The 18,033-nt window shown below is 64.8% G+C and carries 20 protein-coding genes; 11 read left to right on the forward strand and 9 right to left on the reverse strand.

Features of this window, described 5'->3' with window-relative positions; translation table 11 throughout:
* Nucleotides 1-27 precede the first annotated feature (27 nt).
* Genes pyrE through lepB form a run of 4 tightly spaced genes read left to right on the forward strand, consistent with a single transcriptional unit; the run spans nucleotide 28 to nucleotide 2,673 of the window.
* Nucleotides 28-609, forward strand: a complete 582-nt coding sequence (pyrE, locus tag VVT58_RS11630; RefSeq protein WP_087575583.1) for an orotate phosphoribosyltransferase — start codon at nucleotides 28-30, stop codon at nucleotides 607-609.
* A 6-nt stretch (nucleotides 610-615) separates the two neighbouring features.
* Complete coding sequence (locus VVT58_RS11635; RefSeq protein WP_066553990.1) at nucleotides 616-1,353, forward strand: pyridoxine 5'-phosphate synthase; 738 nt, start codon at nucleotides 616-618, stop codon at nucleotides 1,351-1,353.
* Nucleotides 1,350-1,751, forward strand: coding sequence for a holo-ACP synthase (gene acpS, locus VVT58_RS11640; protein WP_066553988.1), 402 nt, complete (start codon nucleotides 1,350-1,352; stop codon nucleotides 1,749-1,751). The genes VVT58_RS11635 and acpS overlap by 4 nt, the downstream gene beginning before the upstream one ends.
* Nucleotides 1,752-1,782: 31 nt before the next feature.
* Entirely contained in the window at nucleotides 1,783-2,673 is an 891-nt protein-coding gene (gene lepB / locus VVT58_RS11645; RefSeq protein ID WP_087575582.1) for a signal peptidase I, read from the forward strand.
* A gap of 389 nt (nucleotides 2,674-3,062) precedes the next feature.
* On the opposite strand, the gene VVT58_RS11650 is transcribed toward lepB, so the two are convergent.
* Nucleotides 3,063-3,626, reverse strand: a complete 564-nt coding sequence (locus tag VVT58_RS11650) for an FKBP-type peptidyl-prolyl cis-trans isomerase (RefSeq protein WP_087575581.1) — start codon at nucleotides 3,624-3,626, stop codon at nucleotides 3,063-3,065.
* An 84-nt stretch (nucleotides 3,627-3,710) separates the two neighbouring features.
* Nucleotides 3,711-3,917 (reverse strand): 30S ribosomal protein S21, encoded by a 207-nt coding sequence (gene rpsU / locus VVT58_RS11655; protein WP_004208618.1) that lies wholly within the window; start codon nucleotides 3,915-3,917, stop codon nucleotides 3,711-3,713.
* Between the two features lie 223 nt (nucleotides 3,918-4,140).
* Here rpsU and VVT58_RS11660 point away from each other — a divergent pair, with 223 nt between their 5' ends.
* From VVT58_RS11660 to VVT58_RS11675, 4 genes are all read left to right on the forward strand, one after another.
* Nucleotides 4,141-4,899, forward strand: coding sequence for a class II aldolase/adducin family protein (locus tag VVT58_RS11660; protein WP_087575580.1), 759 nt, complete (start codon nucleotides 4,141-4,143; stop codon nucleotides 4,897-4,899).
* A gap of 189 nt (nucleotides 4,900-5,088) precedes the next feature.
* The gene (locus VVT58_RS11665; protein WP_405053740.1) at nucleotides 5,089-5,385 is read left to right on the forward strand and encodes a hypothetical protein; all 297 of its coding nucleotides are present in this window, start codon (nucleotides 5,089-5,091) and stop codon (nucleotides 5,383-5,385) included.
* Between the two features lie 52 nt (nucleotides 5,386-5,437).
* On the forward strand, nucleotides 5,438-5,902 hold the full coding sequence (locus VVT58_RS11670) for a hemerythrin domain-containing protein (RefSeq protein WP_327753120.1): 465 nt from the start codon (nucleotides 5,438-5,440) through the stop codon (nucleotides 5,900-5,902).
* Nucleotides 5,895-6,083, forward strand: a complete 189-nt coding sequence (locus VVT58_RS11675; RefSeq protein WP_327753122.1) for a hypothetical protein — start codon at nucleotides 5,895-5,897, stop codon at nucleotides 6,081-6,083. Before VVT58_RS11670 ends, VVT58_RS11675 begins: the two co-directional genes overlap by 8 nt.
* 87 nt (nucleotides 6,084-6,170) lie before the next feature.
* Here the strand turns inward: VVT58_RS11675 and VVT58_RS11680 are convergent, their stop codons facing one another.
* Both VVT58_RS11680 and mgtE read right to left on the reverse strand, forming a co-directional pair.
* Nucleotides 6,171-6,569 (reverse strand): DUF1489 family protein, encoded by a 399-nt coding sequence (locus VVT58_RS11680; RefSeq protein ID WP_066553972.1) that lies wholly within the window; start codon nucleotides 6,567-6,569, stop codon nucleotides 6,171-6,173.
* 40 nt (nucleotides 6,570-6,609) lie between these two features.
* A complete protein-coding gene (gene mgtE, locus VVT58_RS11685; protein ID WP_087576330.1) occupies nucleotides 6,610-8,037 on the reverse strand; it encodes a magnesium transporter in 1,428 nt (475 codons plus the stop codon).
* A gap of 145 nt (nucleotides 8,038-8,182) precedes the next feature.
* On the opposite strand from mgtE, the gene VVT58_RS11690 reads away from it, so the two are divergent.
* Nucleotides 8,183-8,635, forward strand: a complete 453-nt coding sequence (locus VVT58_RS11690; RefSeq protein ID WP_327753125.1) for a peptidylprolyl isomerase — start codon at nucleotides 8,183-8,185, stop codon at nucleotides 8,633-8,635.
* Here the strand turns inward: VVT58_RS11690 and VVT58_RS11695 are convergent.
* The 3 genes from VVT58_RS11695 to ppc all read right to left on the reverse strand — a co-directional run bounded on the left by VVT58_RS11695 (nucleotide 8,622) and on the right by ppc (nucleotide 12,930).
* A complete protein-coding gene (locus VVT58_RS11695; RefSeq protein WP_327753127.1) occupies nucleotides 8,622-9,293 on the reverse strand; it encodes a hypothetical protein in 672 nt (223 codons plus the stop codon). The genes VVT58_RS11690 and VVT58_RS11695 overlap by 14 nt on opposite strands.
* Complete coding sequence (locus VVT58_RS11700) at nucleotides 9,293-9,883, reverse strand: hypothetical protein (RefSeq protein ID WP_327753129.1); 591 nt, start codon at nucleotides 9,881-9,883, stop codon at nucleotides 9,293-9,295. The genes VVT58_RS11695 and VVT58_RS11700 overlap by 1 nt, the downstream gene beginning before the upstream one ends.
* A 347-nt stretch (nucleotides 9,884-10,230) precedes the next feature.
* Entirely contained in the window at nucleotides 10,231-12,930 is a 2,700-nt protein-coding gene (ppc, locus tag VVT58_RS11705) for a phosphoenolpyruvate carboxylase (protein ID WP_327753131.1), read from the reverse strand.
* 136 nt (nucleotides 12,931-13,066) lie between these two features.
* Between ppc and VVT58_RS11710 the strand changes: the two genes are divergently transcribed.
* Complete coding sequence (locus tag VVT58_RS11710) at nucleotides 13,067-14,518, forward strand: ATP-binding protein (protein ID WP_066553960.1); 1,452 nt, start codon at nucleotides 13,067-13,069, stop codon at nucleotides 14,516-14,518.
* Nucleotides 14,515-14,982 (forward strand): low molecular weight protein-tyrosine-phosphatase, encoded by a 468-nt coding sequence (locus VVT58_RS11715; protein ID WP_066553957.1) that lies wholly within the window; start codon nucleotides 14,515-14,517, stop codon nucleotides 14,980-14,982. The genes VVT58_RS11710 and VVT58_RS11715 overlap by 4 nt, the downstream gene beginning before the upstream one ends.
* A gap of 165 nt (nucleotides 14,983-15,147) precedes the next feature.
* Here VVT58_RS11715 and VVT58_RS11720 read toward each other — a convergent pair whose 3' ends face one another.
* Nucleotides 15,148-15,933, reverse strand: a complete 786-nt coding sequence (locus VVT58_RS11720; protein ID WP_351999979.1) for a S1/P1 nuclease — start codon at nucleotides 15,931-15,933, stop codon at nucleotides 15,148-15,150.
* Nucleotides 15,934-15,993: 60 nt separating this feature from the next.
* A complete protein-coding gene (locus VVT58_RS11725; RefSeq protein WP_327753134.1) occupies nucleotides 15,994-18,027 on the reverse strand; it encodes a TonB-dependent receptor domain-containing protein in 2,034 nt (677 codons plus the stop codon).
* Nucleotides 18,028-18,033 lie beyond the last annotated feature (6 nt).

Below are 18,033 nucleotides of genomic sequence, written 5' to 3' on the forward strand. Positions count from 1 at the left end.
GCATGGGCGAATGGATCGAAGACACGGATGACCGACGAGGAAGTATTAGCGGAATTCAGGGCTGCGGGCGCGTTGCTGGAGGGGCATTTCATTCTGTCCTCGGGCCGCCGCAGCGCCAATTACCTCCAATGCGCGCGCGTACTGATGAACGCGGAGCGCGCGGGCCGGCTGGCGCGCGCGACCGTGCAGAAATTGCCGCGCGAGCTGCGGCAGGAAATCGACCTGGTGGTTTCGCCCGCCATGGGCGGCCTCATCATCGGTCATGAAATCGGCCGCGCGCTCGACAAGGATGCCGTGTTCCTCGAACGGCCCGAAGGCACATTCGAACTGCGTCGCGGTTTCGCGATCACGCCGGGGCAAAAGGTGCTGATGGTCGAGGATGTGGTGACTACGGGCCTCTCTTCGCGCCAGGCGATCGAAGCGGTCGAGGCCGAAGGGGGCATCGTCCTGGCCGAAGCCGCGCTGGTCGACCGATCGGCCGGCGAGGTGGAATTGGGCGTGCCCTTCTACCCGCTCGTCAGCATCAACTTCCCGGTCTACGATGCCGACCAGATCCCGCCCGAGCTGGCGGCGATCCCGGCGATCAAGCCCGGCAGCCGGAAGCAATAGAGTCTCATGCCCCACTCCCCTTCCCCTTTGCGCCTGGGCGTCAACATCGATCATGTGGCGACCATCCGCAACGCGCGGGGGGGGGCGCATCCCGACCCGGTCAAGGCCGCGCTGCTGGCGGCCAAGGCGGGCGCCGACGGCATCACCGCTCATCTGCGCGAGGATCGGCGGCATATCCGCGATGAGGATATTGCCACGCTGATGGCGGCGCTGACCGTGCCGCTCAATCTGGAAATGGCGGCGACGCAGGAGATGCTGGGCATCGCGCTCAAGCATCGGCCGCACGCCGCCTGCATCGTGCCGGAAAAGCGGGAGGAGCGGACGACCGAGGGCGGCCTTGACGCCGCAGGGCAGATCGAAGCGTTGCGGCCGATCGTCGGCGCGCTGGGTCAGGCGGGCGTCCGCGTCAGCCTGTTCATCGAGCCGGATGCGGCGCAGATCGAGGCGGCGATTCGCCTCGGCGCGCCGGTGGTTGAGCTGCACACGGGGCGCTATGCGCATCTGGAGGGCTCGGAACGAGCCGAGGAACTCCGCCGGCTGGCCGATGCGGCGGCACTGGCTGCCAAAAACGGCATAGAACCGCATGCGGGCCATGGCCTGACCTTCGACAATGTCGGGCCGATCGCCGCCATTCCGCAGGTCGCAGAACTCAATATCGGCCATTTCCTGATTGGTGAGGCGATCTTCAGCGGGCTGGAGAGCAGCATCCGCGAAATGCGCCGCCAGATGGATCTGGCCCGTTGATCATCGGCCTGGGCTCCGACCTCTGCAATATCGAGCGAATCCAGAATTCGCTCGATCGCTTCGGGGAGCGGTTCGAGAATCGCGTGTTCACCGATGTCGAGCGGGCCAAGGCCAATCGCCGCCCCTTCACCAAGGCGGGCACGCTCGCCAAGCGCTTCGCCGCCAAGGAAGCCTTTTCCAAGGCCGTCGGCACCGGCTTCAGGAAGGGCGTGTTCATGAAGGATATCGGCGTCGTCAACGGCCCCAGCGGCGCGCCGACGCTGCACCTGACCGGCGGGGCGCTCGCCCGGCTGGATTCGCTGGTTCCGGCGGGACATCGCCCGGTCGTTCACTTGACGCTAACCGACGATCATCCATGGGCACAAGCCTTTGTGATCATCGAAGTTCTGCCGTTATAAGCGCAGCGCCTCTCCAGCCGGAAATCCTCCCATGACGGCAGCCGACATGACCCAGAACGACCCTGCCCCCTCCGAACAGCCGGCCCCGGCATCCGAACCGGAAAAGACCTCGGTCGACTGGTGGCAGGAGGTCAAGAGCATCACCCTGCTGATCCTGGCTGTCCTGGCTTTCCACAGTCTCGTCGCCAAGCCCTTCTACATTCCCAGCGAATCGATGATGCCGGTGCTGCTGAAGGGCGACCGGCTGGTGGTGAGCAAATTTCCCTATGGCTGGTCCTATGTCTCGCCCAGCTTCCACCCGCTGCCGTTCCTGAAAGGGCGGATTTTCGGGCGCATGCCGGAACGCGGCGACATCGTCATCGTCTCGCCGCAGAACAAGCGGGAGGATTATATCAAGCGGGTCATCGGCCTGCCGGGCGATATAGTGGAGGTGCGCAGCGGCCAGGTCGTGCTGAACGGCGTGCCGGTGCCGCAGAAGGTGCTGAAACCGATCCGCATTCCGGTGGACGGCAATGCTCCCTGCCCGCCCACGCAATTCCCCGGCGCGCTGGTGACGGACGTGAACGGCAAAGGCTGGTGCGAACTGCCGGTGCGCCAGGAAGTGCTGCCCAATGGCAAGACCTATGTCACCATCGACATGGGGCCGAGCACGCTCGACTGGTATGGGCCGGTGCGCGTCCCGGCGAATCATGTTTTCCTGATGGGCGACAATCGCGACAACAGCGCCGACAGCCGCGCGCCGCTGGAGGAAAATGGGCTGGGCGGACCGGTGCCGTGGGAAGCCATTGGCGGCCGGGCGGAGTTCATCACCTTTTCCCTGGATGGCGATTCGTCCTGGAACCCGCTGAGCTGGCTGCATGCCTTCCGCGGCGGACGCGCGGGGAACAGCCTGCGCCCGGCGAGCGTTACTCCGCCGAAATAAGCTTTTCGGATAGGGGCTTGGGTTAAGCGGGACGAAAACCGCATCGAGGAATCCGGCCCCAGCGAATGGCGCTGCTCGTTCTGCTAGAGCGTTTTCTAAGCAGATAAAATCATCTGCTGACTCGGAAAACGCGGCAAAACAAAGGCCTAGAGCAGCCGATCTTGCTGATCATGGGCGCCGAGGGCTGAGAGGAGTGCGGTTCCTGTTCCGGGATAGCCGTTGAGAACCGCGTACTGCTGCGAAGACCCCCGAACGAAACAAGTGTCGGATCGGGCGGCAGAACTGGGTTCCTGCCTGCGCAGGAGCACGAGTCACACCGAACAGGAGACATTCCAAGAAAAAAGGGCCGGGAAATCCCGACCCTTTTGGCTTTTCCAACTATGCCGAACTCAATGGCCCGGCATGCCCTGCGGCATCGCGCCCTGCTGCTGCATCATCTGCTGCATCCGCATGATGTCCGCCTTGGACTTGAAATCATGCAGTTGGACGTCGAACACCAGCACCGAATTGGCCGGGATCGGACCTGCCGCCTGCTCGCCATAGCCAAGCTGCGGCGGAATCCACAGGCGGTACTTGCCGCCCTTCTTCATCTTCTGCAGGCCTTCGGAGAAGCCGGGAACCACGCCGTCGACCGGCATCGCGGTCTGCGGATTCTCGTCGAACACCGTGCCATCGAGCAGCGTGCCCTTATAGCCCACCAGCGCCACGTCGGCGGCGGTCGGGCTGGGACCGGCGCCTTCCTCCAGCACCTTGTACTGCAGGCCCGATTCGGTCGTCACCACGCCCTCTTCGCCGCCATTATGCACCAGGAAGCTGGTGGGCGAGGGCTTCACGCCCTGCTGCCCGGCCCAGGCCAAACCACCGGCAGCCAGCGCGACCGCGGCGACACCGATCCAGAGACGCGTCAGCGACCCCTTGGCGATAGGACGAAGGGGAACGGCCGTGGTGGACATGCGCTATGCCTCGCGGATTGATGCGGGTGACGTTTTCAGCAGGAGAAAGGGACGATCAGGCGACCGTCCCGGAAACGGCAGTCCTTAACGGACGCCGTCGCGCTCGGCGCGCTTGCGCTCCAGCTTGCGGGCGCGGCGAACGGCCGCTGCCTTTTCGCGGGCGCGCTTTTCCGAGGGCTTCTCATAGTGACGGCGCAGCTTCATCTCGCGATACACGCCCTCACGCTGCAGCTTCTTCTTGAGCGCGCGCAGGGCCTGGTCGACATTGTTGTCGCGAACGATGATTTGCATAAGCCAGTCAAACTCCAGTCGAAAACGGACGGATCGCCAGGAAATAACCCTTCCCGACGGGCCACCCGAATGAAATAGCGGTGAGTCGCCGCAGGTCACCCTGCGCCGTGTGGGGCGCGCCCTACCAGCAGAGTCGCGCAAATTCAACCCAAAAGCCGCCCCTCTCGACACAGCCCGGCGCAAGGGGGATAGTCGGCACCATAAAATAGCAAGGAGGATCGCCATGGCAACCGCCGCCAAACGCCCCGACATGTCAGCATCGGAATGGGCCGCCCGCCAGCAACTTGCCGCCTGTTACCGCATTTTCGATCATCTGGGCTGGTCGGAGCTGATCTACAACCACATCACCCTGCGCGTGCCGGAAGAGAAAAACGCCTTTCTGATTAACCCCTTCGGCCTGCTCTACAGCGAAGTGACCGCGTCCAGCCTCGTCAAGATCGACATTGACGGCCATGTGCTGGACGGCAGCCCCTATCCGGTCAATCGCGCCGGCTTCACCCAGCACAGCATCTTCCATCGCCATCTGCCCGACGCCCATTGCATCATCCACACCCACACCACCGCCGGCATGGCGGTGAGCGCCACACGCGAGGGGCTAACCCCCACCAATTTCTACGCCGCGGCCTTCACCGGCCGAATCGCCTATCATGACTTCGAAGGCGTCACGATCCGTCCCGAAGAGGGCGAGCGGCTGATCGCCCATCTGGGCGCCCGCCGCATCATGATGCTGCGCAATCACGGCACGCTGGTCATGGCGAAGTCGCTGCCGGAAGCCTTTCTGACCCAGTGGATGCTCCAGCGCGCCTGCGAGATTCAGGTGGCGACCGGCGCGGCGGGAACCCCGATGGAGATTCCGCCCGAGGTCGTCGCCGTGCATCAGCGCGACCTGAGCGGCGTGCAATTGCCCGCCGGCCCCGGCGTTCCCGATTTCGAGGCGATGGTCCGCCGGATCGACCGCATCGATTCGAGCTGGCGCGATTAGGCCGTTCGGCTGCACCTGAACGTCGCGCCGCCCACCACCCAATATGAGCTTTTTCCGTGAGTCGCCCGCATTTTGCCGTTGATCGATGCGGGCGTTCATGTTTTCCTTGTCCGACGCAAGGAAGGGGTCGGTTTTTTGGCGACGAAGTGGAACGATGGCGCAACCCGCCGCACGGGTCATTCCCGGCGGATGAGCACCCATCTGGCCGCCGCCCTGGTCGTTTTCTGCGTGCTTCAGATTTTCATCGTCGCCAAGATGGGCGGATCGCTGCTGTTGCATCTGGGCATCATCATCGCGATCGGCGGCTTCGCCGTCGCGGCGCGGGGGCTGGAACGGCGCTGGGAAATGCTCGACCGGAGCGGTCTGTCCACGCATGGCTTGGCGGTGCGCTTCCGCCGCGACCTGGTGCAGCTCTGGTCCGCCAGCGTTATCGGCGGGCTGCTCTGGATTCCCGTCGCGATCATCTTTCGCGCCCTTTTCGGCTGAACCCAAAGCCGCGATCCATCGTTGTTCCTTCCTGACGAGAAGGAGCATGTCCATGGCCGACGCCAGCATTTTCGACCGATTGAAACAGGATCATGACGCGCATCGCCAGATATTCGACAAGATGGCCGATGCGAAGGACCAGCCCGACCGGCTGGAAAAGCTGTTCGAACAGTTCAAGGTGGAAGTGACGGCCCATGCGGCGGCGGAGGAAGAGACGCTCTACGCCACCATGCTGGCGCGGCCCGATCTGCGCGAAGATGCCCAGCACAGCGTTTCCGAGCATAAGGAAATCGACGATTATCTGGAGGAACTAGCCAGCCTTTCCTTCAATGGCGAGGAGTGGAACGGCGTCTTCGCCCAGCTCAAGCAGCGCTATCTTCACCATATCGATGAGGAAGAGAAGGAGATGTTTCCCGACGCGGCTGGGGAGCTGACCGCCGAGGAGGAGCAGAAGCTGGCGGCGCTGTTCGCGAAGCGCAAACCGGCCGAATTGCAGCGCGCGGAAGCGGATGAGTAGGGCCATCTGCGCGAGGAGAGTCCCTGGGCGCTACGGCGGTACGCCGATCGCTTTGGAGAGCGGCGCCCGAGGCTCCAGCTATCTGCCGCGAGTGCCGGATGAAACGCGCAAAATGGAGGAACGAGCGCGCTTCGTGAAGGAGTTGCGAGAGATTGGAGAGCGGGTGAAGATGCTCGTCTGATGACCAGCATGCTCTTGCGAAGGCAGGAGCCCAGTTCAGACGGCGGGACTGGGTTCCTGCCTTCGCAGGAACACGGCAACCAAGACCTTACAGCAATCCCAACCGCGACAGCTCCCCCAGCAACCTGGTCGGCATCGCATCCAGATCATCGGCCTCGCCCGCACCCAGATCGGGCGGCGCGTCCTTGCCCTCTAGATAACGCCAGCCCTGATGGGCGCGCTTGGGCTGCGCGCGGACCGGGATCAGGCGCGGTTCGAGCCTGATCCAATAGCGGCCCTGCCCGGTTTCCTGAAAGCCCAAGATCGGACTGCGGCCCACAAGCTGATGCCCGTGAATCCAGTAGAGCGAGCCGCCTGCCAATTCCTCCAGCCGCTTGGGCAGATAGCGCGTGGTCAGGCGCGCTTCCTCCGCATGGCTTTCCAGCCAGGCGCGGAGCGTGGCGGGGCTTTCGCTCTGAAAGGCGATCTTGGTGAGGTGGAGCGGCATGGAGCGAAGATGGGCGCTGACCGGCGGCGGTCAAGGCCCGTTACAAGCCCCAGACCGTGGCGAGGCCGAGGAAGGAGAAGAAACCCATCACGTCCGTCATCGTCGTCACGAACACGGCGGATGACACGGCGGGATCGACATTCACCCGATCCAGCGCGACCGGGATCAATATGCCCGACAAACCCGCCACCAGATTGTTGATGAGCATGGCCAGCGCAATGACGATGCCCAGATCATGATTGCCGTAGATCAACCCCACCGCAACGCCGATCAATATGCCCAGCGCCATGCCGTTGGCGCTGGCGATGCGGAATTCGCGGACGATCTGGCGGATGGTGTTGGAACTGGTGAGCTGATTGGTGGCGAGCGCGCGCACCGCCACAGCCATGGTCTGCGTCCCCGCATTGCCGCCCATGCCCGACACGATCGGCATCAGCACGGCGAGCACGACATATTTGGAGATGGTCGCCTGGAACAGCCCGACCACCGATGCCGCGAGAATGGCGGTGCCCAGATTGACCACCAGCCAGGACAAACGCGTGCGCACGGTTTCCAGAATCGGCTGGTTGATGTCGCCCTCGCCCGCGCCCGACAGGCGGAGTATGTCCTCGCCCGCTTCCTCGGAGATGATGTGGACGATGTCGTCGACCGTGATCATGCCGACCAGCCGCCCGCTGGCGTCCACCACAGCGGCGGAGATCAGCGCATATTTCTGGAAGCGCAGCGCGACTTCCTCCTGGTCCATGTCGACCGGGATCAGCGTCTGTTCGCGCTTCATCAGGTCGGCCATGGCGACGCTGCGCGGGCAGGTCAGCACCCAGCTCAACTGGCAGGTGCCGATCGGCTTATGCGCTTCGTCGACGACGAAGATTTCCCAGAAATCCGACGTCAGGTCGCGATTGTCGCGCAGATAGTCGATCACCTGCCCGACCGTCATATGCTCCGGCACCGCGACCAGGTCGCGCTGCATCAGGCGGCCGGCGGATTCCTCCGGATAGGACAGCGCGCTTTCGATCGCGGCGCGGTCTTCCGGTTCCATCGCTTCGAGGACGGCCTGCTGGTCGGCCTCCTCCATATCCTCGATGATGGCGACGGCATCGTCAGTGTCGAGTTCGGCGGCGAACTCCGCCACCTGCTCGGGCAGCAGCGCGTCGAGAATATCCTCCCGGACATAGTCGTTGAGTTCGGAAAGAACCTCCGCGCCGACCAGATCGCCCAGCGCCGCCGCCACCGCCCCGCGCCGTTCGGACGGGGTGAGTTCGAGAAGGTCGGCAATGTCGGCGGGGTGCAGCGGCGAGACCAGTTCGCGCGCGCGGTCGCGATCATCCTCCTCCACCGCGTCGAGCACGGCGGAGACGAATTGACCCTTCAGCCGATCATCCTCGTCATGGCGGGATTCGGCCTGCTCAGCGGCAATATCGCCCAATTCGTCCGGCCGGGGTTCGGCCGTATCGGCTCGTTCGCTCATCGCGTCCCCTACTGTCCGGTTCCTGTAACATTCGCCCGCTTTTGCCGATGCTCGTCATAATTGCAATGCCCCAAGACGCTTCCATCCCGGCCTTAACGCTTTATATGGTCGATCATTCCCATTTTCCCCCAAGAGAGGATTTTTCATGGCTGACGATACCCTGACCCTTAGCCTCGACAGCGGCGGCGACGTCGTCATCAAGCTGCGCGCCGACCTTGCCCCCGGCCATGTCGAGCGCATTACCACGCTGGCCAAGGAAGGCTTTTATGACGGCGTCGTGTTCCACCGCGTCATCCCCGGCTTCATGGCGCAGGGCGGCGACCCGACCGGCACCGGCATGGGCGGTTCCAAGCTGCCCGACATCAAGGCCGAATTCAGCCGTGAACCGCATGTCCGCGGCGTCTGCTCCATGGCCCGCGCGATGAACCCGAACAGCGCCAACAGCCAGTTCTTCATCTGCTTCGACGACGCCACCTTCCTTGATGGCCAGTACACCGTCTGGGGCGAAGTCACGTCCGGCATGGAACATGTCGACGCCCTGCCCAAGGGTGAGCCGCCCAAGACCCCCGGCAAGATCGTGAAGGCTACGGTTTCCTGAGAAGTCCGTCAGTGGCGGAGATGGCATTGCCCGTCTCCGCCGCCTCCTGCGCAGGCGGTTCATAGGGACCGATGCTTTCGATATGCCAGCGGCGGTCCGCCTCGCTGGAGCCGGGCACGTCATTGGCCCGGCGCAGCGTCACCTGACGCAGCCGATACCAGGGCTTGCCGTTCGCCGCGATGCGGCCATAGACCTGCACCGGCACGGTCACGAACAGCGATCCCGCCGCGCCCTCCATCTGCCCCGGTGCGCCGACATGGGCGTGAACCTCGCTGAACCCGCGGAAGCGGGCGGCGAAACGCACATCATCCTCGGCGCCGATAGCGCTGTTGTCGTTCCAGAGATCCTGCGCGTCGTCATAGCGCTTTTCCTCCAGCAGGCCATAATAGCCCTGCACGACCTGGGCGGCGCCCTGCGCGCCCTTGGGGTCGATCGAATCTTCCTCCACCACGGGCTGGGGGTCGACCGGCAGGCCGCCGGGCGTGCCGGGCGCGGGCGGATTGAGCGGCTCCAGCGCCGCCTGCGCCTCCGCCCGGACAGTATTTTCGACCTGCGCCGCGTTCGCGCCATTAGCCAGATTGTCGATCGCGCTCTCCTCCCGGCCGTCGCAGGCCGCGAGCAGGAGCAGGCATAGGGCCGCGCTGTACCGAACCCGCATCAGTCGCGCCGGCCTCGCCAGCCGTCACGCCGCGACCTGCCGCCGCCATCGGATCGCGCACCGCCATCGGAGCGCGCGCGCGGCGCATCGCCCCAATTGCGTTCGGGTCGTGATGTCGTCATATCCCCTTGCCCCCTTCCTGGCTGCGGCGCCGGAGCGCCCGCGGAGGGATTGCCCTGACGGGCATTCCTCCAATTTCCGTTCCACCGATTGCCGTCGCCACCGGAACGCTCCCGCCAGCTCCGGCGCGGCGCGCCATCGTTCCAGTCGCCGCGCCTGCCCTCTTCGCGGCGGGTTTCACGGCGGCCTTCCCAATAGCGGCGCTGACCGTCGTTCCAGCGTTGGCGCTGGCCGCTGCGGTTGTACACATAATAGCCGCTGCCGGGATAGTAATAGCCGTCATACCAGCCGCTATAATAGCCGGGGCGATAATAGCCCGGCCCCCAGGCATCATCATAATAGCCGCCGCCATAATAGCCGCTGCCGACACTCACGCCGCCATAATAGCCATCGTCATAAGCGCAGCCGCCCAAGGCCAGCGCGCCGGCAAGGCCGATTGCGGCGAGGAACCTCTGTCCGGTCCAGGCCATCGCCTTTCTCCTTAATCCTGCATCCATCCCATGCATAACGCGGGCTGTTTGAATTGGTTGTGAATGGCTGGGATTTGGGTGGGCGGATTGGATCTGACGTGGATCAGAGGCTGCAGGATGGGAAATTGGGTAGGTGGGACAGGGTTTGGCCAAAAGCTGACGCGTGATATCCGTTCGGGCTGAGCCCTTCGTCTGCCTGCCAAGGCAGGCGCTCAGGATAAACTTGCCTTCGGCAAGTCGAAGCCCTCAGCCGAGCGGAGCGAGGCTCCCATGCTTCGCCTTCGCTCAGCAAGACCCTTCGACAAGCTCAGGGCGAACGGAAACCGAAAGTCCGCTTCCCACCCCTATCAGCCGCTGTTCCTCAGAGCCGTCGCAATCGCGTTGATCGACAGTTCGATGCCTTCCTTGATGCGCGGGTCGTCTTCGCCGCTGCGGTGGCGCTTCATCAGTTCGACCTGAAGCAGGTTCAACGGCTCGATATAGGGCAGGCGCAGGCGGATCGACGTGTCCAGCTTCGGATTCTTCTCCAGCAGGCGCGACTGGCCGGTGGCGGCGAGCAGGCCGTCATGGGTCATGTCCCAGCCTTCGTGGATGCGGTCGAAAATCTCGGTCCCCCGTGCCTGATCCTCGACCAGCGGCAGATAATGGGCGGCGATGCCGAGGTCGGACTTGGCCAGCACCATCTCCAGATTGGCAAGCGCGGATTGCAGGAAGGACCAGTGCTGCGCCATGTCGGCCAGCAGCGCCTTGTCCTCAAAGGCGTTGAGCGCATGGCCCACGCCATACCAGCCCGGCAGCATCACGCGGGCCTGCGCCCAACTGAACACCCAGGGGATGGCGCGCAGATCCTCGATCCGGGTGCTTTTGGTGCGGCTGGCAGGGCGCGAGCCGATTTTGAGGCCGGAGATTTCCTGTATCGGCGTCAACTGGCGGAAGAATTCCTTGAAACCCTCCGTCCCGTAGACCAGGCCGCGATAGGCGGCGAAGGCGGTTTTCGACAGTTCATCCATGGCCGCGGCGAAGCGGGCGGCGTCGCGGTCTGAAATCGCTTCGGGTTCCAGCGACGCGAGCAGGGTCGCGCTGGTCATCGCCTCCAAATTGGTCATGGCGACGTCGCGGGTGCCGAATTTGGCGGCGATCACCTCGCCCTGTTCGGTGATGCGGATGCGGCCCTGCACCGTGCCCTTGGGCTGGGCCTGGATCGCCGCGAAGGAGGAGCCGCCGCCGCGCCCGACCGCGCCGCCGCGGCCGTGGAAAAGCTGCATCGCGGTGCTGGCGTCGGCAAAGACCGGAGCCAGCGCCTTGCTCGCCTGGAACAGCCCCCAGGTGGAGGTGATGTAGCCGCCATCCTTGTTGCTGTCCGAATAGCCGATCATCACTTCCTGATGGCCGCGTGCCTGCACCACCCCCGCGATTTCGGGCAGGCCGAAATAGGCGCCCATGATCTTGGGCGCGGCCTCAAGGTCGGCAATGGTTTCGAAGAGGGGCACGGCCATGATCGCGGCCTGCGGCGGCGCGCCATCGGTGCCGGCGCGCCAAAGGCCCGCTTCCTTGAGGATGATGTTGACTTCGAGCAGGTCGGAAACGCTCTCCGCCTTGGAGATGATATAATGGGTGATGCATTGCGGGCCGTAGATGCGGTGCGCTTCGGCGGCGGCATGGACGATCGCGAGTTCGGAGGCGGTCTGTTCCGAATATTCGAAAAAGGCCGTGCCGAGCGGCCGGTTGTTCGCCAGCTCCCGCCGCAGCAGGGCGATGCGGGCATATTCGTCGAGGCTGGCATAGTCGGCCTCGACCCCGGCGACTTTCAGCAATTCGGCCACGACGCTCTGGTGGACGTCGCTGTTCTGCCGCATGTCGAGCGTAGCGAGGTGGAAGCCGAAGGTTTCGACCGCGCGGATCAGGCGGCCGAGCGCGCCTCCCGTCGCCAAAGCGCCATTGCCTTCGCTCGCCAGGCCTTGCGCGACCGTTACCAGATCGCGGCGCAGGTCGGCGGGGTTGGCATAAGGCTCCCCCTTGAGCGTCGAAGGGCGGGACGGATCTTTGCCCGCCAGCGCCCGGTAGGTGGCGGCGAGCCGGGCGTAGATGCCGGAAATGGCGCGGCGATAGGGCTCGTCCTGACGACTGGGCGAAATGTCGCCGCTGGCGTCGGCCAGGTCCAGCACCGCCTGCGACACATGGGCCAGTTCGGTGGAGAGCGACAGTTCCGCGCCCAGGGCGTGGAGCGCATCCATATAGAAGCTCAGCGCGGCTTCGCAGCCTTTGGCGAGCGCGAGGCGAAGCTGTGGCGCCTGCACGAAGGGATTGCCGTCGCGGTCGCCGCCGATCCAGTTGCCGACGCGCAGGAAACTTTGCGGGCGGGCGCCCAGCACCCGTTCCCAGCGGGCATAGAGGGCGGGCAGCACCGGCAGGAAGACGTCGCGGAAATAAGCGAGAACATTTTCGATCTCGTCCGCGACGAACAGCTTTTCGCGGCGCAGCGGGCGCGTCTGCCAGAGCAGCGCGATCTGGCGGAAGATCGCCTCGTCGAGATTTTCGCCCTCGTCGGTTTCCGTCCGGCCGCCATCCTTGAGCAGCATCAGGTCCGCGATGCGGTTCTTATGATCGATCATGCTCTTGCGCCGCACCTCGGTCGGGTGGGCGGTGAGGACGGGGACGATCAGCGCATGGGAAAGCAGGTAGAGGATCGCTTCGCGGTCGATGCCGTGCGATTCGAGCTTCTCCACGGCGGAGGCGACATCGGCGCCGGGTTCGGCGGCGACGCCCTGGCGATCCTCGGCCAGATTGGCAAGCATCGAGAACAGCATGAAACCGCGCACGAAGGACAAGGTGTCGTCCAGGCTAAGCGCGTCGAGACCAGTATCGACCACATCCGCGCCATGCAACCCACGCGCCCGGTCGACTGAGGCGGAGCGGATATATTCGGTCTGTTTGTAGATCTTCTCCCCACCATAGGCGCGGATGACGTCGCCCAGCAGGCGGCCAAGATAGCGGATATCGGGGTTCTGCGTGACCGCAGGCGCGGAAGAGGGTGCAAGAGTCGCCATGATGGATCGATGCTGCATCGCAACAATGGGATGGTCAAGGGAATCCGCACCCTTGCCGAGAGAGATGCTGTGCTCCTGCCTTCCGGTTTTGACAGCAGGGTTGCGCGAATACCCCGGCATGCGCCAAAGGAAAGCCGTGACCGCCAGCATCAGCATAGGAAATGACGGATCGGGCAATCCCGTTCTGGTCGATGTCGAGGAATTGCTTGCCACCCGACTGCTCGTTCAGGGCAATTCGGGGTCGGGCAAGTCGCACCTGCTGCGTCGGCTGCTGGAGGAAAGCGCCGCGCTGGTCCAGCAGGTGGTGATCGATCCGGAGGGCGATTTCGTCACGCTGGCCGACGAATATGGCCATGTGGTGATCGACGCGGGCGACTATAATGAGCGCGAGATCGTCAAGATGGCGGCAAGGATTCGCGAGCATCGCGCCTCGGTGGTGTTGAGTCTCGAATCGCTGGAGCTGGAGGCGCAGATGAAATGCGCCGCGACTTTCCTCTCGACCCTGTTCGATGCACCGCGCGATCACTGGTATCCCGCGCTGGTGGTGGTCGATGAGGCGCAGATGTTCGCTCCGGTGGCGGCGGGCGACGTATCGGACGAGGCGCGGCGGCTGTCGCTGGCGGCGATGACGAACCTGATGTGTCGGGGGCGCAAGCGCGGGCTGGCGGGCGTGATCGCGACGCAGCGGCTGGCCAAGCTCGCCAAGAATGTCGCGGCGGAGGCGTCGAACTTCCTGATGGGGCGCACTTTCCTCGACATCGACATGGCGCGCGCGGCTGACCTGCTGGGCATGGAGCGGCGGCAGGCCGAGCAGATCCGCGATCTGGAGCGCGGGCGATTTCTGGCTTTGGGTCCGGCGATCTGCCGGCGGCCGGTGGCGGTGAAGATCGGATCGGTCAAGACCAGCACGCGGGGCGGCACCCACAAGCTGATGCCGCCGCCGGTCGCGACCACCGGGGATTTGCAGGAGTTGCTGTTCGCAAGCGCGGGCGAAGAGGAAAGCCTGCTCTCTCCCCCGCCGCGAGCCGAGCCACCACCGCTGCCCGCCGAGGAATTGATGCGGGCGCTGGCCGCCGCGCCTTCGGCCAAGCCTGCCGCGCCGGAACTGGATTTCGGGCAGAATGAGCCGGTGGTGATCGCCGTGCTGGAGGAAATCGTCGCTGATCTGGGCGAAGCGCAGCCGAGCGTGTCGACGCTCTATCAGGATTTCGGCGTGCGGTGCCGGATGAAGGGATTGCGGACGCCGCCGCTCGACCTGCCCGCCTTCCGCAAGCGTTTTGCCATGGCGCAGGCGGGGATGTTCGACGCCGCCGATCCACGCTGGGACGATGCGATGCGTGCTGCGGAGCCTCTGCCGGAGGATATGCTGGCGCCCTTCCTGCTGATTGCGCGGGCGGCGATGGAGGGACTGCCCTGTCCGGATGACGTGGCGCTGGCGCGGGCCTATGGCACCAGTTCGCCGGGCCGGGTGCGGCGGCTGATCGACTATATGGAGAAGCTGGGCGTGATCGTGGCGCGGACCGATTTCGGCGGGCGGCGTTCCCTTGGCGTGCCCCAATTGGGGCTGAGCACGGCGGCAGAGGGATGAGCGCTTCGATCCTCTTCGTCTGTCTGGGCAATATCTGCCGGTCGCCGCTGGCGGAGGCTGCTCTGCGGGCGGAGGCGGAGCGGGCCGGGCTGGCGGTCGAGGTGGATTCGGCCGGAACCGGGGACTGGCATGTGGGATCGCCGCCGGATAACCGGGCGCAGGCGGTGGCGCTGCGGCATGGGATCGATATTTCGGGCTATCGCGGGCGGCAGGTGACGGCTGTGGATTTCCAGCGGTTCGATTATGTCTTCGCGCTGGATGCGGAGAATCTGCGGAACCTGCGGCGGGTGCGGCCTTCGGATGGCACAGCGGAATTGCGGCTGCTGATGGACCTGGTGCCGGGACGCGAAGGGAGCGGGGTCACCGATCCTTATTTTGGCGACGATGCCGGGTTCGACGTGACCTGGGATGATGTGACACGCGCCGCCAGGGCGATCGTGGAGCGGTTGCGGGATCGGGATTAGCGCGGGCTGCTTAGCCAAGCCCTAAGGCCAATCGACATTCAGATGATGACGTGCCGAAAATGGTGGTTTTTCGTGACCCGGAGCGCAGCGTACTAAAAGTACGTGAGCACCGGAAGCACGGAAAAGCGCCATTTGCAGGCCGTCAGGGCTGAATGTCGATTGGCCTTAGGGCTGTTGCGGGGAATCGAAAATTGCGTTCAGGCAGGCGGCGATGCGGACGCCCGCACGGCGCAGCCGGTCGTCCAGCTCGGCGCGATGCTGATAGACATAGTCCCAGGACAAAGCCGGATCGGCCGGATAGACGGTCTTGCGCAGCGCAATGCTTTCGCGAGTCCAACTATCGGGATCGCAGATGCTCCAGGCGATCATCTGCTGCGGCGTGATCGAACGCGACAGCCAGTTCGCATATTCCGAATAGGACAGGGCGCGCTGCTCGATCAGGCCCGAATCCCAGACCGAATGCAGATTGGTCGCCGCACCGAAGAAGGTGACCTTCACATCATTGCCGCCACGGTCATCGCCGCCGCCGACATGCAGCGGTTGATGCAGATCCCCGATGATGTGAACGACGAAACGCAGTGCTTGGCGGCGGTCGTCCAGCGACGCCTTGGGATCGCGCAGGATTGCGGTGAAGCGGGTCAGGGCGGTCATCGCGTCGCCCTCCTTCGGGGCGTCGGATGGGCTGTAGTGATCGCCCTGCTTGACCGTGACATAATGCCAGGGGCTGGCCGTCTTGCGCCAATATTCGGCAGGGTCGGACCGCATGTCGTCGGGCCAGGTCGACGCCTCCGCCAGATCCTCCGTCCCCAGCAGCAGGCGGACCTGGGCGCGCGCCGCGCCGCTCAGATTCTGGTCGGCTATGGCGCCGGCGATCCGGTGACCGATCGGCCCCCAGGCCTGGGCGGGCGAAGCGGCGAGGAACGGCAGGGCGAAGAGGAATGAAAGGCGCATGGCGTCCCTCATACAGCTTTGCCCGGCCTCAGCCAGCGCGCTTTTTCAGAGGGTTGCGCTTCAGCTTGCGAAACGGAAACCGATCCACAGCGTCCGGGGCGTGCCAAGGTCGATGGACCCTCCGGCGTTGCGGGTAATCACCTCCTCGTCGAAGAGATTCTCGCCGCGCGCGACCAGGGTCACGCCATGGCCGAGGGGCAAGCGCGCCACCGCGTCGACCGTCAGCGCGTGGGGCAGCACATCGGTCTGGAGATCGTCCTCATATTGCTTGCTGACATAGCGCATCGTGGCGGAGAGCGCCGGACCTTGCTTCGGCTCCCAGGCGAGCGTGGCGCTGGCGGCATGACGCGGGCTTTGCGCGGGGGTGAGGCCGTCAAAGGCCATGCCCGGCGCATGCACGCTACTGTGGCTATAGGCGTAGGAAGCCGAAAGCAGGAAATCGCCTGCTCGAGCGGATGCCGTGAGCTCAAAGCCTTTGGCAATGATGGCATCAATGTTCTGGCGTTCCCGTACAATGATTTGTCGCCCTGCCACAACCGTTGAACTCCGGGTGACATTGCCAATGGCGTTGTCGAGGCGATTATAGAAGGCGGTCGCTGACAGGCTTACACCGGAAACGGGCGTTACATCGACACCTGCCTCAACACCTTTTAACTTCTCGCTTTCAAGTGCCGGGTTGGCATTAGTAGTCACCATCGACGTGGCAGAACTGACCACGAAAGGCCGGTACAGTTCGTTGAGCGTCGGCAGCCGAAAGCCGGTATAGCCCGCGCCGCGTAGGGCGACGGCATCGCTGATCCGGTAAAGCGCACCCGCCCTTCCGGAGAACTGCCAGTCGGAACGATTGGCAAAGCTGTTGTTCGCCGCGCCCGTGCCGGTGGCGCGGAAGAAGCCGTCGCTGATCGTCCAGCGATCCGCCCGCACCCCGCCGGTCAGGACCAGGCGGCCCAGCGTCCAGTCATCCTCAGCAAAGAGGCCGGTGGTCATCTGCTCGCCGCCCGCATGGCGCCGGGCGGTGACGGGATTGGCGGCGATATTGGCGTTATAGGCGTCCTCGAACATGTCGCCGGTGGCGAAGCGGGTGTCGGCGCCGATGCGCAGCACATGATCGGGACCGACCGGCGGGCGCAGCTCGATCTTGCCGCCGATGCCGGTCGAGGGCGTGTTGCGCTGGTCGAGCGACTTGCGGAAGCTGGAGGCCGAGATCACGATGTTGGAGAAGTTGCGCGCCTGGATATAGGCCAGCGCATCGACCTGCCACGCGCTGCGGGAGATGAAGCGGATGCTGGCGTCCTGCCCCTCGCTCATACTGTCCGCGCCCTTGAAGCGCAGGGTACGCTCATCGTGGAAGATGGTGCCGCGAAACTGGATTTCCGATGTGGCGGAAAGCGGCGCGACGGCGCGCAAATTGGTCGACCAGCCGTCATAGGCGGCGGGCGCGGTGGCGGCGACGCGCTGGTCCTTGGGCGTGGTCTGGAACCCGTCGCCCCGGTCCCAACGGCCCGACAGCGAAACATAGCCGTTGCCCAGATCCGGGGTCAGGCTGGCGGAGAGTTCGGTCGCGTCCCTGCTGCCGTAGAAGGCGCTGGCGCCGAAGGTCGGGAGCTGGTCACGGGTGGCGCTGGCCAGTTCGATGGTCCCCGCCACCGCGCCCGCGCCGAAGGCTCCTATCCCGCCACCCCGCGTCACCCGCACCACCGACAGGCGGTCGGGCACCAGCGCGCTGAACGGGATATAGCCGAAAAAGGGATCGGCCATGGGCACGCCGTCGAGCAGCACCAGCGTCCGGCTGGACGCATTGCCGCCCAGAGCGCGCAATGTCGCCCCCTGCGCCGAAGGATTGGCCGAACGGCTGTCGGAGCGGCGGAACTGCTGGAAACCGGCGACATCGCCCAGCACGTTTTCGATCCGGCCGGAGGCGCTGTTGGTCAGCCGATCCCGGTCGATGATCACTGATCCATAGGCCGGCGTTCCGGGCGGCAGGGAAAGCCCCTCCCCCGTCACGACGATGCGGGCCGGATCGGGCGCCTCCGTCTCGGCGACCGCGACGGTCGGTAGTGCGGCCAAAGCCAGTGACAGCGGAAGATATTTCATGGCGCC

The organism is Sphingobium sp. SJ10-10 (assembly GCF_036038995.2).
Taxonomy (GTDB): domain Bacteria; phylum Pseudomonadota; class Alphaproteobacteria; order Sphingomonadales; family Sphingomonadaceae; genus Sphingobium.

What these genes read in the sequence shown, in the direction of transcription:
- VVT58_RS11670 (WP_327753120.1), top strand. Translation starts at nt 5,438, where the DNA reads ATGGCCGACGCCAGCATTTTCGACCGATTGAAACAGGATCATGACGCG.
- lepB (WP_087575582.1), top strand. Translation starts at nt 1,783, where the DNA reads ATGACGGCAGCCGACATGACCCAGAACGACCCTGCCCCCTCCGAACAG.
- ppc (WP_327753131.1), bottom strand. Translation starts at nt 12,930, where the DNA reads ATGGCGACTCTTGCACCCTCTTCCGCGCCTGCGGTCACGCAGAACCCC.
- VVT58_RS11635 (WP_066553990.1), top strand. Translation starts at nt 616, where the DNA reads ATGCCCCACTCCCCTTCCCCTTTGCGCCTGGGCGTCAACATCGATCAT.
- rpsU (WP_004208618.1), bottom strand. Translation starts at nt 3,917, where the DNA reads ATGCAAATCATCGTTCGCGACAACAATGTCGACCAGGCCCTGCGCGCG.
- VVT58_RS11690 (WP_327753125.1), top strand. Translation starts at nt 8,183, where the DNA reads ATGGCTGACGATACCCTGACCCTTAGCCTCGACAGCGGCGGCGACGTC.
- VVT58_RS11665 (WP_405053740.1), top strand. Translation starts at nt 5,089, where the DNA reads ATGAGCACCCATCTGGCCGCCGCCCTGGTCGTTTTCTGCGTGCTTCAG.
- mgtE (WP_087576330.1), bottom strand. Translation starts at nt 8,037, where the DNA reads ATGAGCGAACGAGCCGATACGGCCGAACCCCGGCCGGACGAATTGGGC.
- VVT58_RS11715 (WP_066553957.1), top strand. Translation starts at nt 14,515, where the DNA reads ATGAGCGCTTCGATCCTCTTCGTCTGTCTGGGCAATATCTGCCGGTCG.
- VVT58_RS11660 (WP_087575580.1), top strand. Translation starts at nt 4,141, where the DNA reads ATGGCAACCGCCGCCAAACGCCCCGACATGTCAGCATCGGAATGGGCC.
- pyrE (WP_087575583.1), top strand. Translation starts at nt 28, where the DNA reads ATGACCGACGAGGAAGTATTAGCGGAATTCAGGGCTGCGGGCGCGTTG.
- VVT58_RS11700 (WP_327753129.1), bottom strand. Translation starts at nt 9,883, where the DNA reads ATGGCCTGGACCGGACAGAGGTTCCTCGCCGCAATCGGCCTTGCCGGC.
- VVT58_RS11680 (WP_066553972.1), bottom strand. Translation starts at nt 6,569, where the DNA reads ATGCCGCTCCACCTCACCAAGATCGCCTTTCAGAGCGAAAGCCCCGCC.
- VVT58_RS11725 (WP_327753134.1), bottom strand. Translation starts at nt 18,027, where the DNA reads ATGAAATATCTTCCGCTGTCACTGGCTTTGGCCGCACTACCGACCGTC.
- VVT58_RS11650 (WP_087575581.1), bottom strand. Translation starts at nt 3,626, where the DNA reads ATGTCCACCACGGCCGTTCCCCTTCGTCCTATCGCCAAGGGGTCGCTG.
- VVT58_RS11675 (WP_327753122.1), top strand. Translation starts at nt 5,895, where the DNA reads ATGAGTAGGGCCATCTGCGCGAGGAGAGTCCCTGGGCGCTACGGCGGT.
- VVT58_RS11695 (WP_327753127.1), bottom strand. Translation starts at nt 9,293, where the DNA reads ATGCGGGTTCGGTACAGCGCGGCCCTATGCCTGCTCCTGCTCGCGGCC.
- VVT58_RS11720 (WP_351999979.1), bottom strand. Translation starts at nt 15,933, where the DNA reads ATGCGCCTTTCATTCCTCTTCGCCCTGCCGTTCCTCGCCGCTTCGCCC.